The 14,887-nt window shown below is 46.6% G+C and carries 12 protein-coding genes; 9 read left to right on the top strand and 3 right to left on the bottom strand.

The annotated features are described in order from the left end of the window. Positions 1-197 precede the first annotated feature (197 nt). The gene (locus JHD44_RS17705) at positions 198-1,004 is read right to left on the bottom strand and encodes a flagellin (protein WP_199464063.1); all 807 of its coding nucleotides are present in this window, start codon (positions 1,002-1,004) and stop codon (positions 198-200) included. 103 nt (positions 1,005-1,107) lie between these two features. Then, entirely contained in the window at positions 1,108-2,031 is a 924-nt protein-coding gene (locus JHD44_RS17710) for a hypothetical protein (protein WP_199464064.1), read from the bottom strand. 186 nt (positions 2,032-2,217) lie between these two features. Here JHD44_RS17710 and JHD44_RS17715 point away from each other — a divergent pair, with 186 nt between their 5' ends. Continuing rightward, positions 2,218-3,222, top strand: coding sequence for an oxidoreductase family protein (locus tag JHD44_RS17715; protein ID WP_233402297.1), 1,005 nt, complete (start codon positions 2,218-2,220; stop codon positions 3,220-3,222). Here JHD44_RS17715 and hrpB read toward each other — a convergent pair. Then, entirely contained in the window at positions 3,219-5,681 is a 2,463-nt protein-coding gene (gene hrpB / locus JHD44_RS17720; RefSeq protein ID WP_199464065.1) for an ATP-dependent helicase HrpB, read from the bottom strand. The genes JHD44_RS17715 and hrpB overlap by 4 nt on opposite strands. A gap of 172 nt (positions 5,682-5,853) precedes the next feature. Between hrpB and JHD44_RS17725 the strand changes: the two genes are divergently transcribed. The 8 genes from JHD44_RS17725 to JHD44_RS17760 all read left to right on the top strand — a co-directional run bounded on the left by JHD44_RS17725 (position 5,854) and on the right by JHD44_RS17760 (position 14,820). After that, the gene (locus JHD44_RS17725) at positions 5,854-6,591 is read left to right on the top strand and encodes a response regulator (protein WP_199464066.1); all 738 of its coding nucleotides are present in this window, start codon (positions 5,854-5,856) and stop codon (positions 6,589-6,591) included. Then, a complete protein-coding gene (locus JHD44_RS17730) occupies positions 6,591-9,101 on the top strand; it encodes a PAS-domain containing protein (protein WP_199464067.1) in 2,511 nt (836 codons plus the stop codon). Before JHD44_RS17725 ends, JHD44_RS17730 begins: the two co-directional genes overlap by 1 nt. Before the next feature lie 142 nt (positions 9,102-9,243). Continuing rightward, positions 9,244-10,263: a sugar ABC transporter substrate-binding protein gene (locus JHD44_RS17735; RefSeq protein ID WP_199464068.1), complete on the top strand. Its 1,020-nt coding sequence runs from the start codon at positions 9,244-9,246 to the stop codon at positions 10,261-10,263. A 91-nt stretch (positions 10,264-10,354) separates the two neighbouring features. Further along, positions 10,355-11,443: an ABC transporter permease gene (locus JHD44_RS17740; protein ID WP_199464069.1), complete on the top strand. Its 1,089-nt coding sequence runs from the start codon at positions 10,355-10,357 to the stop codon at positions 11,441-11,443. After that, positions 11,443-12,237: an ATP-binding cassette domain-containing protein gene (locus JHD44_RS17745; RefSeq protein ID WP_199464070.1), complete on the top strand. Its 795-nt coding sequence runs from the start codon at positions 11,443-11,445 to the stop codon at positions 12,235-12,237. Before JHD44_RS17740 ends, JHD44_RS17745 begins: the two co-directional genes overlap by 1 nt. A gap of 44 nt (positions 12,238-12,281) precedes the next feature. Next, positions 12,282-13,286, top strand: a complete 1,005-nt coding sequence (locus JHD44_RS17750; RefSeq protein WP_233402299.1) for a substrate-binding domain-containing protein — start codon at positions 12,282-12,284, stop codon at positions 13,284-13,286. Between the two features lie 65 nt (positions 13,287-13,351). Then, positions 13,352-14,239 (top strand): AEC family transporter, encoded by an 888-nt coding sequence (locus JHD44_RS17755; RefSeq protein WP_199464071.1) that lies wholly within the window; start codon positions 13,352-13,354, stop codon positions 14,237-14,239. Between the two features lie 14 nt (positions 14,240-14,253). Further along, positions 14,254-14,820: a mechanosensitive ion channel family protein gene (locus tag JHD44_RS17760; RefSeq protein ID WP_199464072.1), complete on the top strand. Its 567-nt coding sequence runs from the start codon at positions 14,254-14,256 to the stop codon at positions 14,818-14,820. The last annotated feature ends 67 nt before the right edge of the window (positions 14,821-14,887 follow it).

The raw sequence follows: 14,887 nt of genomic DNA on the forward strand, positions 1-14,887 counted from the left end.
CTAATTAAGAAGCCCTGATAGCTCAGCTGTCAGGGCTTTTTTACGTCTGGCGAAAATGAAACCAACTCAGTGATGGCTATCATCTTCATCAAAGGGGTCAGATCCCTCAACTGGTGATAGTGCTTGGAGACTGATGTGCATACAGGGATCTGCCCTCTGAGGTTTAAGACAGATGAACTTGTCTTACTTAAACTGTACTAGTTACTTAGCAAATTCAATGCACGTCCTGCATCAGCATTTGCTTGAGCTTGGACTGCAATGGAAGAGCGCTCTAAAATGTCGTTAATAACCTGAGTACTGACGGTGCCAGCATAATCCGCATCTTCTATACGCGATCGTGCAGCTGATTCATTCACCTGACTTTCCAGCAAAGCATCTATACGACTGCTGAAGGCATTTTGAGCACTTCCATAGTCTGATGATAGTGAGTGTATACTCTCGATACTACTGTCAATGGCATTTAGAGTTGCTTCTAAAGAACTTTGGTTTGTAATGTCGATAGAATATAAGCCATTTGAAGATAACGATGAGCTGAGGTCACTTGTTGATACACTCAGAGTGTTACCTGCATCTGAACCGACTTGGAAGTCTAAAGTTCCATCGTTGGAGAGCAGCTCTTGCCCAGCAAAAGTTGTAGCGCCGATAGTACCTTGTATGTTTTCAATTAGCGCATTTGCCTGCTGCTGTAGAGCTTGTCTATCGGAATCTGAATAAATGCCATTGCCTGCTTGAACCGCTAGTTCACGCAAAGAAGATAAGTCATTGGTTATTGATGCAAGCCCACCTTGAGCAATTTGTGTTACTGAAATACCTGACATGCTGTTTGCAATTGCTTGGCCATTACCATCTATTTGGCTGGATAAACGATTAGCAATTTGTAATCCCGCAGCATCATCTGCCGCACTATTAATTCGTTTACCACTAGCAAGACTTTCTTGTAATGAGCTAACTGATTGAGTGGCCGAGTTGTTCACATAGTTAGCGCCAATGCCATTAATGTTCATACGATTACCTTTGCCTCTAAAGGACAACGTCTAGATTATTAATAAGTATAGACCGATTCATAGCAGAACAAAAATTAGACAATTATGCTTTACGTCTCTCTTATTAATTTATTTGATTTAGCTCTAGTGACGTTGCTGCAAAGGATTCATAGCAATTCCAAGGATCTTTTATTAACGCTTTTTTGAGTGCCATAGGGGCTGCAAATGAGCTACCTTTAATAGGTGGCCATAATACTTCGGGTAAGTCATTAATAGACTGACTCGTTAAAGAGCTTAAAGGGATATCAGAACAGCCATCACCATCAAGATCATATCCCAATGAATTACCGAGTTGGTCATCAATACGCTTAAGTGAGTAAGCAGCTTGTTCGTAAGTATCCACAAAGACATTGTCTGCAATAAAATAGCTTAGCTCGGGTTCTATCGCCCCAACCGTGGTCACTCCTTTTGCAAGTGAAAGAGTGTTGATGGTACGAGGTCCGCTGTTCCCTGAAATAGTAAAAACTTGGGCACCTTTCAGAACAAGTTCTTCCATTGCTCGAATAACATTATAAGTGTCTTTCCAAGCTGGAAACTCTTCACCCCAAACTCGAATGGCTTCTATGTATTGTTCTCTATGCTCTAGTTTGAGGGGGTCTTCAAATGCACTGGCTAAAGTGGATGATTCCCAAGACAAAACCAATGAATCGATTGGTGCAAAGGCGAATCGGTCATTAATGCTAGTTATAGCTTGGAAGATCTCGCGCATGGGGGTGTCTTGGCCTGTCAGAGGATAGCGTAAGAACACAATATTCGGGTCGTTGGCAATTAATTGAACGATGTCTCCATGATAAAGTGTCTCTTTACGATAGTCTTTATCGATATCGACCAGTCCATAAAGAGTGGTGTGTAGAATTTTATCCTCATCTGACTGAAATGACTCCATTGGTGGATAAAACCTATCTATGATGGCCACATGATAAAGCTGGTTTTCAGCATTTACAGAAAAGGGTAGTGCTGAAAGTAATAAACAGAGTAAATATCTCATAATCGCCTCTTTATCTGCTTCACAATATCTGGCGAGTTGATGGGCTTATTCGGCGCTTTTTAAATTCAAATTGCTCAAAAACTCTGGAAGAATTGAATGTCAGTCCTTTTAGGTTTGTTGATAATTTTGAGCTTCGCCAATATCTCTGTGTGAATTTTTTATGACTAACTTATGAACTTTGAGTGAATGATGTTTGTGCTAGCCCCAGAATTATTTATCAAACGTGTAATGAAAGCGGATCGGGTTCAGTGCCTTGAACAAGTCCAATCTCTTTGGAGTGGGTATGGTCATATATCCCGTTATCATGTTGAGCATCAAGGGAATCGCTCGAGTGTTATCTTAAAAGCAATCGATTGGAAGACTAATGCCAAGCACCCTCGTGGCTGGCAATCCGACCTAGCACATCAACGTAAGGTAACTTCCTATCAGGTCGAGTTGGATTGGTACAAGAACTGGTCAAGAGACACCCAACATTCGATTAGGATTCCAAACTTTTTATCTAGTTTGAAACAAGAGTCTGCCGCTTATTTGTTGTTAGAAGACCTTGATGCTAGTGGCTTTCATGTGCGTTGTGCATCTCTTGAATCTCATCAAGCCAGTACCGTATTACATTGGTTAGCTAGTCTTCATGCCCATTACTTAGTGATCACCCCCAATGTAGGTTGGCCTAAAGGGCTTTGGCCCGAAGGCACCTATTGGCATTTAGCAACGCGTCCAGATGAGTGGCAAGCCATGGCAGAGGGCCAGTTGAAAGTGAGTGCACAGCGGCTCGATGACGCTATTAGGACCTGCCCTTATCAAACGTTGGTGCATGGCGATGCGAAGGTGGCGAACTTTTGTTTTAGTGCGGACTTATCCGATGTTGCGGCGGTAGACTTCCAGTACATTGGCCGCGGTATTGGCGTACAAGACGTAGCGTATTTCTTAGGCAGTTGCTTAAGCGAAGCACAGCTCGAAGCAGATATCGATTATTTGCTAGATATCTATTTTAGTGAACTGGCCCGTTGCATTATTGCTCGAGGAGAGTCTCCAGACTTGGCTGAATCCGTGACACAAGCATGGTATCGACTGTTCCCTGTCGCATGGGCAGACTTCCACCGCTTTATTATGGGTTGGTGTCCCACTCACCACAAAAATACCAACTTTAGCCAGCGCATAACACAAATAGGCTTAGACCAAGTAAGCCTTTAACTATTTCGAAGTGCACGGTTAGTTTTTGCTGTGGCTTCCGCGGTTAATGGGTTTTCTGGCCAAGGATGCTTAGGGTATCTACCTCGCATTTCTTTGCGTACGTCTGGGTAAGCTTCTTTCCAAAAAAATGCTAAGTCCATGGTGACGGCTAAAGGCCGTTGTGCAGGCGATAGCAGTTCAATTTTTACCGTCTGCCCTGCGATCATAGGGCTTTGCGTTTCGCCAAACATCTCTTGTAGTTTAACGCGAATGACAGGCTGCTCGCCTTGGTAATCCACTTTGATATTTGAGCCGGATGCCACTGGGATTCGAATCGGTAATGTCTGTAAGCTTTGTTGTTGTGGCCAATCCAGTAATGCCATTAAAGGGTCTAGCAGAGAAAGCTTCTCTAACTGCTGAATGCGCTTCACACCCGTTAAAAAAGGCCCTAGCCAATCTTCTAAACGTTCTAACAAACACTCGTCCGACGCATCTGGGATTGATGGATCAAGGTGTCGATGGGCAAATTGAATACGAGCACGAAGGGCTAGGCTGTCCTCATCCCAATTTAGCACGTGTAAGCCTTGTTGGCGGATATAGTGACAAGTCGCCATGGTTACGGCGCTGTCTGGTAAATGATTAAGGCGTTCCTGCTTGAGCTTTAGCTTGCCCAGCCAAGTCTCTGCTGCACCAACCAAACCACCACTGGCTTTATCCCATTCACAGCGTTCAATAATTTCAATTTGATCGGCCAGAGCTTGTTCTAATTCGTTTAACGAAATAGGGCAGGTTAGATAGAGCCAATCCGCATCCCGTTCTGCATGACCGCCGAGCTCCAAAGCGATTAGAAAATCGCTATTAGCATTTGAATCATGATTAGCAAGCAGAGCTTGTCGGCCATTGCTCAACTTAAATAAGGTTTCGCCTCCCTGTTGGCGTTGACGCATCGCGATACGATCGGGAAAGGCGGTGGCCAAGCAGGCGGCTAAAGAGAATGATCTATCGGACTTATTGTTAGGTAGGTGTCGTTGCAGAGCATTGATCGAGCGTTGCCAAGCTTTGCCTTTGGTCGCATAGTTAATGGTGCTGTGTAGGTTGGAGTCTTGGTGTTGTTTCGATACACCTTCGTAAAGTACAGCGGCAGCTTCTAAGGCTGATTGTGCTTCCCCACGTCGGCTCGCTTCGAGCAGCAAGCGCGCTAAACGCGGTGGTAAAGGCATATTTGCCAGCGCTTCACCATCTGCTGTCAGCGTGAGGTTGTTACCAGCTTCCAACAAGCCTAACAGTGTTAACAAGCTTTTTGCCTGTTGCCAATGGGCTAATGGCGGCAAGCTGATCCAATCTAACTCTTCACGTTCTTGTACACCCCAGCGGGCCACATCCATCACTAAATGACTGAGATCTTCTAGCTCGATCTGTGGTGCGTTATGAGCTGCTAGGCGATGCTGTTGCTCTTCAGACCACCAACGGTAACAGACGCCTGCTTGCAAACGTCCCGCACGCCCCGCCCGTTGAATGGTTTCAGCTTGGGAAGCACGACGAGTATGCAAACGTGTGGTGGCGGTTTTGGCATCAAAACGGGCTTCGCGGGAGAGGCCGGAATCAATCACAACGCGAATACCTTCGATGGTTAAACTGGTCTGGGCGATACTGGTTGCTAGCACCACTTTTCTGTGGCCCGCTGGAGCAGGAGCAATGACTTTTTCCTGCTCTGACATGCTCATATCGCCATAGAGAGACAACAGTTCGGTGTTATCGGGCAGTTGATGGTCTAACTGGTTTTGTACTGTGCGGATTTCACGCTGGCCAGGCAAAAACACAAGAATCGATCCGTCTTCTTCGCGCAACGCTTGTTGAACCTGTTTGGCAATTTGCAAAGATACGTCTTGCTGTTTCAGCGATAGGTTGGCGTAACGCATGGTGATCGGAAATTGTCGCCCTTCACAAATGATAGGCTCACAATGCAGTAGTTCCGTTAAGCGTTGGCTATCCAGGGTTGCGGACATAACTAAGAGTTTAAGGGGGTCTTCTTCACGAAACAGTTCCCTTGCTTGTAAGCTCAAAGCAAAGGCGAGATCTGAGTGTAAGTTGCGCTCATGGAATTCATCAAAAATGATTAATGCGACGTCATCTAAACTCGGATCATCTTGTAACATACGGGTGAGAATTCCCTCCGTCACGACTAATATTTGAGTTCTAGCACTTTGTTTGCCTTCTTGGCGGATCTGGTAACCAACACGTTGACCTAAGGGCTCACCAAGTTGATCTGCTAGGCGCTTAGCAGCAGATTTAGCCGCCAGACGACGAGGTTCGAGCATAACGATTTTTCGCTGTCCAAGCCAATCTGCATCGAGAAAAGCAAGCGGTACAGCCGTAGTTTTACCCGCTCCAGGAGCCGCTTCTAAAATAGCTTCATGATGCTGATTAAGCTGTGATTGCAGCGTAGGGATGATAGAAATAATGGGCAAAGCAGTCGTCATATGAACCCCTTTTAACGATGCCCTATAATAGCGATATTTGTGTCAACTTTCAGGATAGAGAAACGAAGTGCTAATTGAGTGGTTAATAGTGTGTTAACAAAGGCATGATAATGATCTTTTAGCGCATACCGCTTCCGCTAAATTAATAAAAAATATAAGGATAGAGAACGGCATGAACGAACTTGGTAAGAAAACCCTGTTAATCGTTGATGATGAACCAGATATTCGACACTTGCTGTGTGATGCGTTGGCCCAAAAAGGCTATCAAGTATTGGATGCGCAGAATGGCGAACATATGTGGCGCAGCTTGGAAAAGCAGCCTGTTGATTTAGTGTTAATGGACTTATATCTACAGGAGGAAGACGGGTTACAGTTGGCTCGGGAAGTGCGAGACCGCTTTCATGATATGCCGATTATGATGCTCACAGGCAAAGGGGATGAAACCGATAGGATCCTCGGGTTGGAGACAGCCGCAGATGATTATATGATGAAGCCGTTCAATTTACGGGAACTGACAGCCCGCATCCACGCACTGTTAAGACGCAGTGTCCGACAAATTGCCACGCAACCAATCAATGCGGATCATGACTGCCTCTACTTCGGTAAATGGACACTGGACCTGACATCGCGGCAACTGCGTGACCCCCAAGGAAAAGAGGTGATTCTTACCCTTGGCGAGTTCTCACTACTCGAAACACTCGCCACGCGCCCGGACCGTGTCCTAACACGAGAACAAATTATTGATTTAAGTCGCGGACTTGAAACCGAAGTATTTGACCGGACTGTCGATGTCTTAATTCTGCGTCTTCGCAGGAAATTAGAAGCCAATCCCAAAACGCCAGAATTCATTAAAACCCAGCGCGGCTTAGGCTATCTATTCCAGGGTCCAGTGGCTAAGAGTGTGAGCTAATGCGACAAGTTAGCATCCGACAAAAAGCCTCGATCATCATCTTTGCCATCAGTGTGGTGGCCTTTTGTATGGTGTTAATCGGCTGGCAGTCGATGCGAGTAAGTGAGTCATCACTGTCTGACTTTGAAGCACAAACGCTACCGGAAATCAGTACCGCCTTGACGCTCGCCGAAAGTGTGGCGCAACTGGCCGCGGCCGCGCCCTATACAGCTGGTTCAGCCCGCCCCTTTCAACTGCAAACAGAGTCCGAGCGTTTAACACGGCGAATCACCGACTTGCGTAGTGTGGCGGATAGCTTAAATGACACCGAATTCCGTGCGCAGATAGAAACGCGCTTGGGGAGCTTCGATGCCACCCTAGCAGAGCTTGTCGACCTGGTACACGAAGAGTTGTATATCCGAGAAGACAGCTTGGCTCAGCAGTTTGCGATTCGCCAGCTCATCACTACAGAAGACTCCCTAGCAACGGTTCATCAAAAACAGGCTTTGGTATGGTTGCTTAGCTTGATTGAGCAGCCTGGAGAGGCAGCGCAACAACTGACTTATGATCTGAATCTATTAAATGCTGAACCTGAAACGAAAGAAATTGCGACAGAATTACTGAAGGCGCAGCAACGACTGAATGACATTCAAGCGCGGAAAGTCTATTTGCTGATTTCATTGCGTGCGAAGTCTGAGCAGTTAAGCGCGCAAGTCAGTGATTTTGTCGGCATGCTGCAGAAACAAGTGTCTCGTCAACGTATTGAAGTCAGCAACGTTGTAGCGAAAGGGCAGCGTTGGTTGGCAGGGATTTCGCTATTTCTTGTCTTAGGTCTAGGGTATCTATACGTTTCCAGCCGCCGTATGACAAAGGACTTGGAAGCCGTGACCCATGACATGAAAGAACTGTCCCTTGGGCAAGTGGACTCGCGTCGCCCTCAGGTACGTCGCAATGATGAAATTGGTACCTTAGCCAATGCTTTTGAAGTATTTCGTCGGGATGCTATTCGTCGTATCGAAGTGTCTGCTGAGCTGTCAGAGCAAAAGCGCTTACTGGAAACGATTTTCGATAATATGAACGACGGCTTAAGTGTATTTTCAGAGCAGGGACAGCTAATTGCTTGGAATAAAGGTTATGAGAGCTTGTTCGATATTCCGCCAGACCAATTGTATCGAGGTATGTCGCTTGCTGAAGTGCAAGTGTTGATTACACAAAGCTCCCATAAAAACCTCAATATGGAAAATCAGCTAGTGCGCATGGATGAGATCAATGCGTCCCGTCATCACAGTAGCCAAAGTTTTGAGCGGCATTTTGACTCAGGAAAGATAGTCGAGTTTAGGTCAAAGCCTATGCCTGAAGGAGGCTTTGTAACCCTTTATACGGATCTTACTGAGCGTAAAAGTGTCGAGAGCCAATTGCGTCAGGCTCAGAAAATGGAGGTGCTTGGGCAGCTAACGGGTGGTGTGGCCCATGACTTTAATAATCTACTGGCAGCCATCATGGGGAATTTACAAATGCTGTCGGATTCTGAACCCAAAACACTGGATCAAAGTCGTTATATTGAGCGATCTTTAGCGGTGGCTGAAAAGAGCAGTAACTTAGTGCACCGTTTATTAGCGTTCAGTCGTAGACAGCAGCTGTTCCCAGAACCGACGCATATTGATGATTTGATCGAGGGCATGTTGGACTTAGTTGAGTACAGTGTGGGCAATCATATTACGGTAGAAGTTGACCTGAACTGTCCCGAAGAACATTGTCTGATTGACCCTTCGCAATTGGAGAATGCCCTCTTAAATCTTTCCTTAAACAGCGCCGCTGCCATGGCCCGAGGAGGCTATCTACGGTTCTCTACTAAATTGACTCAACTGCCGGACTCAGATATCCCCGCGGTGCGTATTAAAGTAGAAGACACTGGAAAGGGAATATCCGAAGCTGTATTGGGACGCATTTTTGAGCCGTTCTTTACCACCAAACCTGTTGGTAAAGGCAGTGGTTTGGGGCTCAGTATGATCTATGGTTTCGTGAAGCAAAGCGGTGGTGAGATCATAGTGACTTCTGAAGAAGGTGCTTGGACGAAAGTCTGTTTGTTCTTGCCTTTAATGGCGCAAGAGCGAGCCTTTAATAAACGAACGACTGTTGAAAGTTTACCGACCTTAGTTGTGTCCGAAGAGCCACTTATTTGGCTGGTAGAAGACGACCCTGAGGTATGCCATGTGATGCGCGAGCAGTTACAACAGCTTGGTTGTAGTGTGCAAACCTTTGAATGCGCGGAAGCAGTATTACAAGCCTTGCAAGGGGCGTTTCATCCTGATGTAGTGATGTCGGATGTGAACCTTGCTGGCGACCTGCACGGTGTGGCGCTGGCTCACAGTTTGAAACGAATGTCGTCATGGCAAGGACAGGTGCTATTAATGTCGGGTTTGCCTGTTCATGAATTAACAGAAAAATACGGATTAACTAAAGAAGATTTAATTCTCTCAAAACCCTTTACTATCAATGAATTAAGTAAGGTTTATTGTTTTAAGAATTGAACTATTACAAATATTACAGCTCTGATGGGCTGGTTGAAATTTTTCGTTAGCTTTTGTCGACCATATTGTTTTTTAGAAACAGCGGTGACTGTCTGTTTCAGCGGCCTTTGCCGAGAATAAAAACAATATTGGAGTCGTTCTCATGAAATTTAACTACCGTAAACTTGCTTGTCTTGTTGCTGCCGGCGCACTATCCACTGCTGCGATGGCGGAAACTCCTATCATCGGTCTGATCACTAAGACCAACACCAACCCATTCTTCGTAAAAATGAAAGAAGGCGCTCAAGAAAAAGCCGCTGAGCTAGGTGTTGAGTTGCGTACCTTTGCTGGTCGCTACGATGGTGACAATGAAACCCAAGTACAAGCTATTGAAAACCTGATTGCGTCCGGTGCTAAAGGTATTTTGATTACGCCTAGTGACACTGCAGGGATTGTACCTACGATCGAAAAAGCACGTGAAGCGGGCTTGTTGGTGATTGCACTGGATACACCGCTTTCGCCAGCCAGTGCGGCGGATATGACGTTTGCAACAGACAACTTCAAAGCCGGTGAAATGATCGGTATGTGGGCCAAAGCGAAAATGGGCGATAAAGCGAAAGATGCAAAAATCGCACTGTTGGATCTAAGCACAAGCCAAATTACGGTAGATGTGGCGCGTAACCAAGGTTTCTTGAAAGGCTTCGGTATTGATCTGAACGATCCAAATCAAATGGGCGATGAAACCGACCCGCGCATCGTTGGCAACGACGTGACCCAAGGCTCAGAAGAGGGCGGTCGTCGAGCTATGGAAAACTTACTGCAAAAAGATCCAGGCGTGAACTTGGTCTACACCATCAATGAACCTGCCGCAGCGGGGGCATATGAAGCACTGAAATCTTTCGGTATGGAGAAAGACGTGCTGATCGTATCCGTTGATGGTGGCTGTCCAGGTGTGCGCAACATTGAAGACGGTGTAATCGGTGCAACGTCTATGCAATTCCCCCTAAAAATGGCTTCTGAAGGTGTCACAGCGATTGTTGAGTTCGCTAAATCTGGCGCACGTCCCGGAGCTTCTGACGGTCTAGACTTCTACGACACAGGTGTTCAGTTGATTACAGATGAACCTGCTAAAGGTGTTGATTCTGTTACATCCAAAACAGGCCTAGCGATGTGCTGGGGCTAATCAAGTAAAGACTTTTCCTTGAAGGGACTGTTCCCTTGCGCCGCTGGCTGAGCCTTGGTCAGCGGCAGTTATTCTGTCTGGAGTTAACCCTATGAGTTCTGCTAACCCAAAACCGTCTGCACCGGTATTAGATCATGATAAAGTCGCAGATCAGGCTGGCAGTGGTAGCTATGTAGCGAATTTCGAAAGTAAAGACAGTGCGCTGACACGCTTTCAGAAATTTCTTCATAAGTACCCGGTCGCAGCGCCAACCATCGTATTAGTATGCGCCATTATTGGTTTTAGTCTTTTGGTTGGAGACCGCTTCTTACATCCATTCAACTTATCCCTAGTGCTACAGCAAGTGACTATCATTGGTGTGATCGGTGTGGCGCAAACGTTAATTATTTTGACCGCGGGGATCGATCTGTCCGTGGGGGCGATCATGGTATTAGCCTCCGTCGTGATGGGGCGTATGGCAATTGATCACGGCCTGGATGCGGGCTTTGCCTTGCTAATCGGTATCAGTGTTGGTGCCTTGGCAGGTTTGATTAACGGTACCTTGATTACCCGCTTCAAATTGCCACCATTCATTGCCACCCTAGGCTCTTGGAACGTGTTTTTTGCCTTGAACCTTTGGTACTCAAAAAGTGAGACCATTCGTTCACAAGACATCGCCAATAACGCGCCACTGTTGCAATGGTTAGGGGAAACGATTTCATTCTTTGGTGCCCGTTTGACCTATGGCTCTCTCTTGATGTTGGCCCTGTTTTTTGTAATTTGGTACGCCTTAAATTGGACCGCTTGGGGGCGTCATGTGTATGCCACGGGGGATGACCCTGCGGCAGCTAAGTTGGCAGGTATTCGTACTGATCGCATTCTATTGTCTGTCTATGTGTTAGCGGGCGTGGTATGTGCAATAGGTGCTTGGGTATTGATCGGTCGTATCGGTTCAGTATCACCGCAAGCCGGTTACACCACTAACCTTGATAGTATTACGGCTGTGGTAATCGGCGGGTGTAGTTTATTTGGTGGGCGAGGCTCTATTTATGGCACGCTGATCGGGGCGCTCGTGGTGGGGGTATTCCGAAACGGTTTGGCGCTCGCCGGAGTCGATGTACTGTGGCAGGAATTCACCGTAGGTATCTTGATTATCGTCGCCGTTGGTGTCGACCAGTGGATCCGTAAGGGGACAGCATAATGACAGCACATTACGATCAACAACCCGTATTACAAGCTCGTGGTTTAGTAAAACGCTACGGTAGCGTGACCGCCATCGATCATGCTGATTTAGCGCTTTACCCTGGGGAAATCCTAGCGGTGATTGGCGATAACGGAGCGGGTAAGTCGTCCTTGATCAAAGCTCTTTCAGGCGCATTGGTGCCCGATGAAGGTGAGATCCTATTGGATGGTCAGCCAGTTCAGTTCAACTCACCAATGCAAGCTCGTGAACTTGGCATTGAAACCGTTTACCAGAATTTGGCCGTATCGCCAGCACTTAATATTGCCGATAACTTGTTTTTAGGACGAGAGCTTCGCAAGCCAGGTATTTTGGGTTCGGTTTTCCGTATGCTCGACAAAAAAGCCATGGAAGAGCGTGCTCAAGCGAAGATGAAAGAACTCGGTCTGATGACCATTCAAAACATCTCTCAGGCCGTTGAGTCACTTTCGGGTGGTCAGCGCCAAGGTGTGGCTGTAGCGCGTTCTGCTTTATTTGGTAGTAAAGTGGTGATTATGGATGAGCCAACTGCTGCACTCGGTGTGAAAGAGTCTCGTCGTGTCCTGAATTTGATTAAAGAAGTGCGTGACCGTGGTTTGCCGATCATCTTAATCAGTCACAACATGCCGCACGTATTTGAAGTAGCAGATCGCATTCATATTCACCGTTTAGGAAAGTGTGCAGCAACCATTACGCCTGAATCACATACTATGTCTGAAGCCGTTGCCATTATGACTGGGGCAATGGAAGTGGACGACAGCTCCGCGGCTGCGTAAAGTGGCGGCTGAATAAAGTGTGTGGCGGAATCGGTGGAGTGACTATGGCATGTTTATCAAACGCGCGTAATAAGGCAAAAGTGGCAGCGCCGCTTTCTGCTTACGCTTGTATGGCATCGTGCCTAAAACGCGCCTTGATCACGGCTGCCTGCATTAGCGCCTCGTGGGGAGTGTTTGCGCAGCCAGTCGTTGATCAGCCGCTACGCTCTATTGGTATGAGCGTAGCGGATCTTGGTAATCCATTTTTTGTGGAGTTGGTGGATTCCGCTACCCGCAAAGCGAATGAGCTGAATGAAGGTGTACCGGTGGAGGTCATCGTTCGTTCGGATGCTTATGACCTGAAACGTCAGATGCGTCAACTGAATGATTTTATTGAGCGGAAAGTTGATCTCATTATTTTAACCGCTGCGGACGAGTATAAGATTGCGCCGGTGGTGGCGAAGGCTCAGCGAGCAGGCATCAAGGTGATCGCGGTGGATGTCAACGCACACGGTGCGGATGCCACCATTACCACAGATAACGTTCAAGCGGGGATGGTTGCCTGTGAAAGGCTCGCCAAGGAAATTGGCTATCAAGGACAGTTCGTTATTATTAATGGCGTGTCAGTTTCATCGGTGCTTGAGCGGGTTGCTGGGTGCAAATCTGCTATCAGTCGTTACCCCAATATCACCTTGTTAAGTGATCGACTAAATGGTACCGGCAGTCGCGAAGGCGGTATGGAAGCGATGACTTATCTAATGGAAGAATATGACCATTTAGACGCTGTCTTTGCGATCAATGATCCGACCGCATACGGTGCCATGATGGCAGCGCAGCAAGCTGGCAGAAACGAGTTTGTGCTAGCCTCCGTTGATGGTTCTAACTTTGCCATCAAAACCATTCAATACCCTAATATATGGTTAGCGACCGCCATTCAAAGGCCACAACTTATGGCGGAAAAGGCGGTAGAAATTGGCATGGCGTTGCTTAAAGGGGAGGACGTGCGCCAACGCTTTATTCTGATTCCTGCCAAGTTGGCGCAGAAGGGTGCGCAACCATCATCTAATTGAAGGCTAATAGTTGGCGTTCTTGGCGAACCTCGTTACTCTAACGACTTAGTCGCCAAGGATGTTATATGGATACGTCGAGTCTCTTCCAACAAATCTTTAATACGGTTTTCCCATTACTGATCATTGTTCTGATCGGGTTCTTTTACGCTCGTGTTCGGCCGACCGACATGACTGTCGCTAATCGAATCAATATGAGCGTGTTTATTCCTGCTTTGATTTTTTCAGTCATGGCCGCGAAAGACTTCCAAATACAAGCGTATCAACCCTTAATTGCTGCCTCGGCGTTCGTGGTCATCGGTTCGGGGGTTGTCGCGTGGCCGATTGCCAGATTGCTGGGCTATGAGTTTAAGACCTTTGTACCACCGATGATGTTTAATAACAGTGGTAACTTAGGTATTCCTTTGATGGTACTGGCGTTTGGTGAGTCAGCGCTGCCTATTGCTGTGGTGATGTTTTTAACCGAAAACCTGCTGCATTTTACCCTAGGGATGTACCTTCTTAATCCGAAAACCAATTTGATGAACCTGCTGAAAATGCCGATGATCATTGCTACGGCACTAGGTGTTGTGTGGAGTGTTCAAGGGTGGAGTTTGCCGCCGTCGATCGGTACTGGGGTAGATATGCTTGGACAGATATCCATTCCATTAATGCTGTTTGCTTTGGGTGTACGAATGACCGATGTGGATTTTGGGCAGTGGCGTATTGGTGTGGTCAGTGGGTTAGTGAGCCCGTTAAGCGGTCTAATCGCGGCAATCATATTCTATTGGCTATTTGGCTTAACAGAAGAGTGGTTTGGTTATTTAATTGTCTTTGCTTGTTTACCGCCCGCGGTGTTGAATTATATGGTGGCGGAGATCTTTCAGCAGGAGCCGCAAAAGGTTGCATCCATTGTTTTACTGGGTAATTTAATGTCATTGGTGTGCATTCCTTTGGCGCTGTATTTTGTTCTTTAGTGGAGTTACATAGCATGTTGGTGCAAATAGGTTTGCTTGCGTTATTGGTCTTGGCTTACGTCGTAGCGCTACGATTAATTTCAAAAGCCATTCACTCAGTGGGCTTACGTCGATCGTTAAATGATTTGCGGGTTAGCTTGATCTCAAAGATGGTGAATCTTGCTTTAACCGCAGTGTTTGTCTTCCTGTTTTGTGTCGTGTTGGGCGTTGGATATGGCCAATTAGCGGTCTTTTTCTCCTCTGTCTTTGCTGTGGTCGGTATCGCATTGTTCGCACAATGGTCGATATTAAGCAATGTAACCGCCAGTCTGATTGTCTTTTTTGGCTTTCCCTATCGGGTTGGAGATTGGATAAAAGTTGTTGATAAAGATGAAGAAATTCTTGGACAAATCCATGAGATATCGGCCTTTCATGTCATCATTACACGACTGGTAGGTGATACGGTGACATACCCTAATAGTATGATTCTGCAAAAAGGCGTCATCATATATCGTGATGAAGCGGACGCTAAGCGTCACTCTGTTCTGTATAAAGAAATATCGAAAAATGACGAAGCGGATACAGAAATAAGTAAAAATTGATCAAAATTTACTCAGTCCGCGGAGCTTGTGGCATAATATTAGACCTCGTCTAACATTTCACACCACA

It is taken from the genome of Marinomonas ostreistagni (assembly GCF_016461785.1).
In the GTDB taxonomy this organism is placed as follows: domain Bacteria; phylum Pseudomonadota; class Gammaproteobacteria; order Pseudomonadales; family Marinomonadaceae; genus Marinomonas; species Marinomonas ostreistagni_A.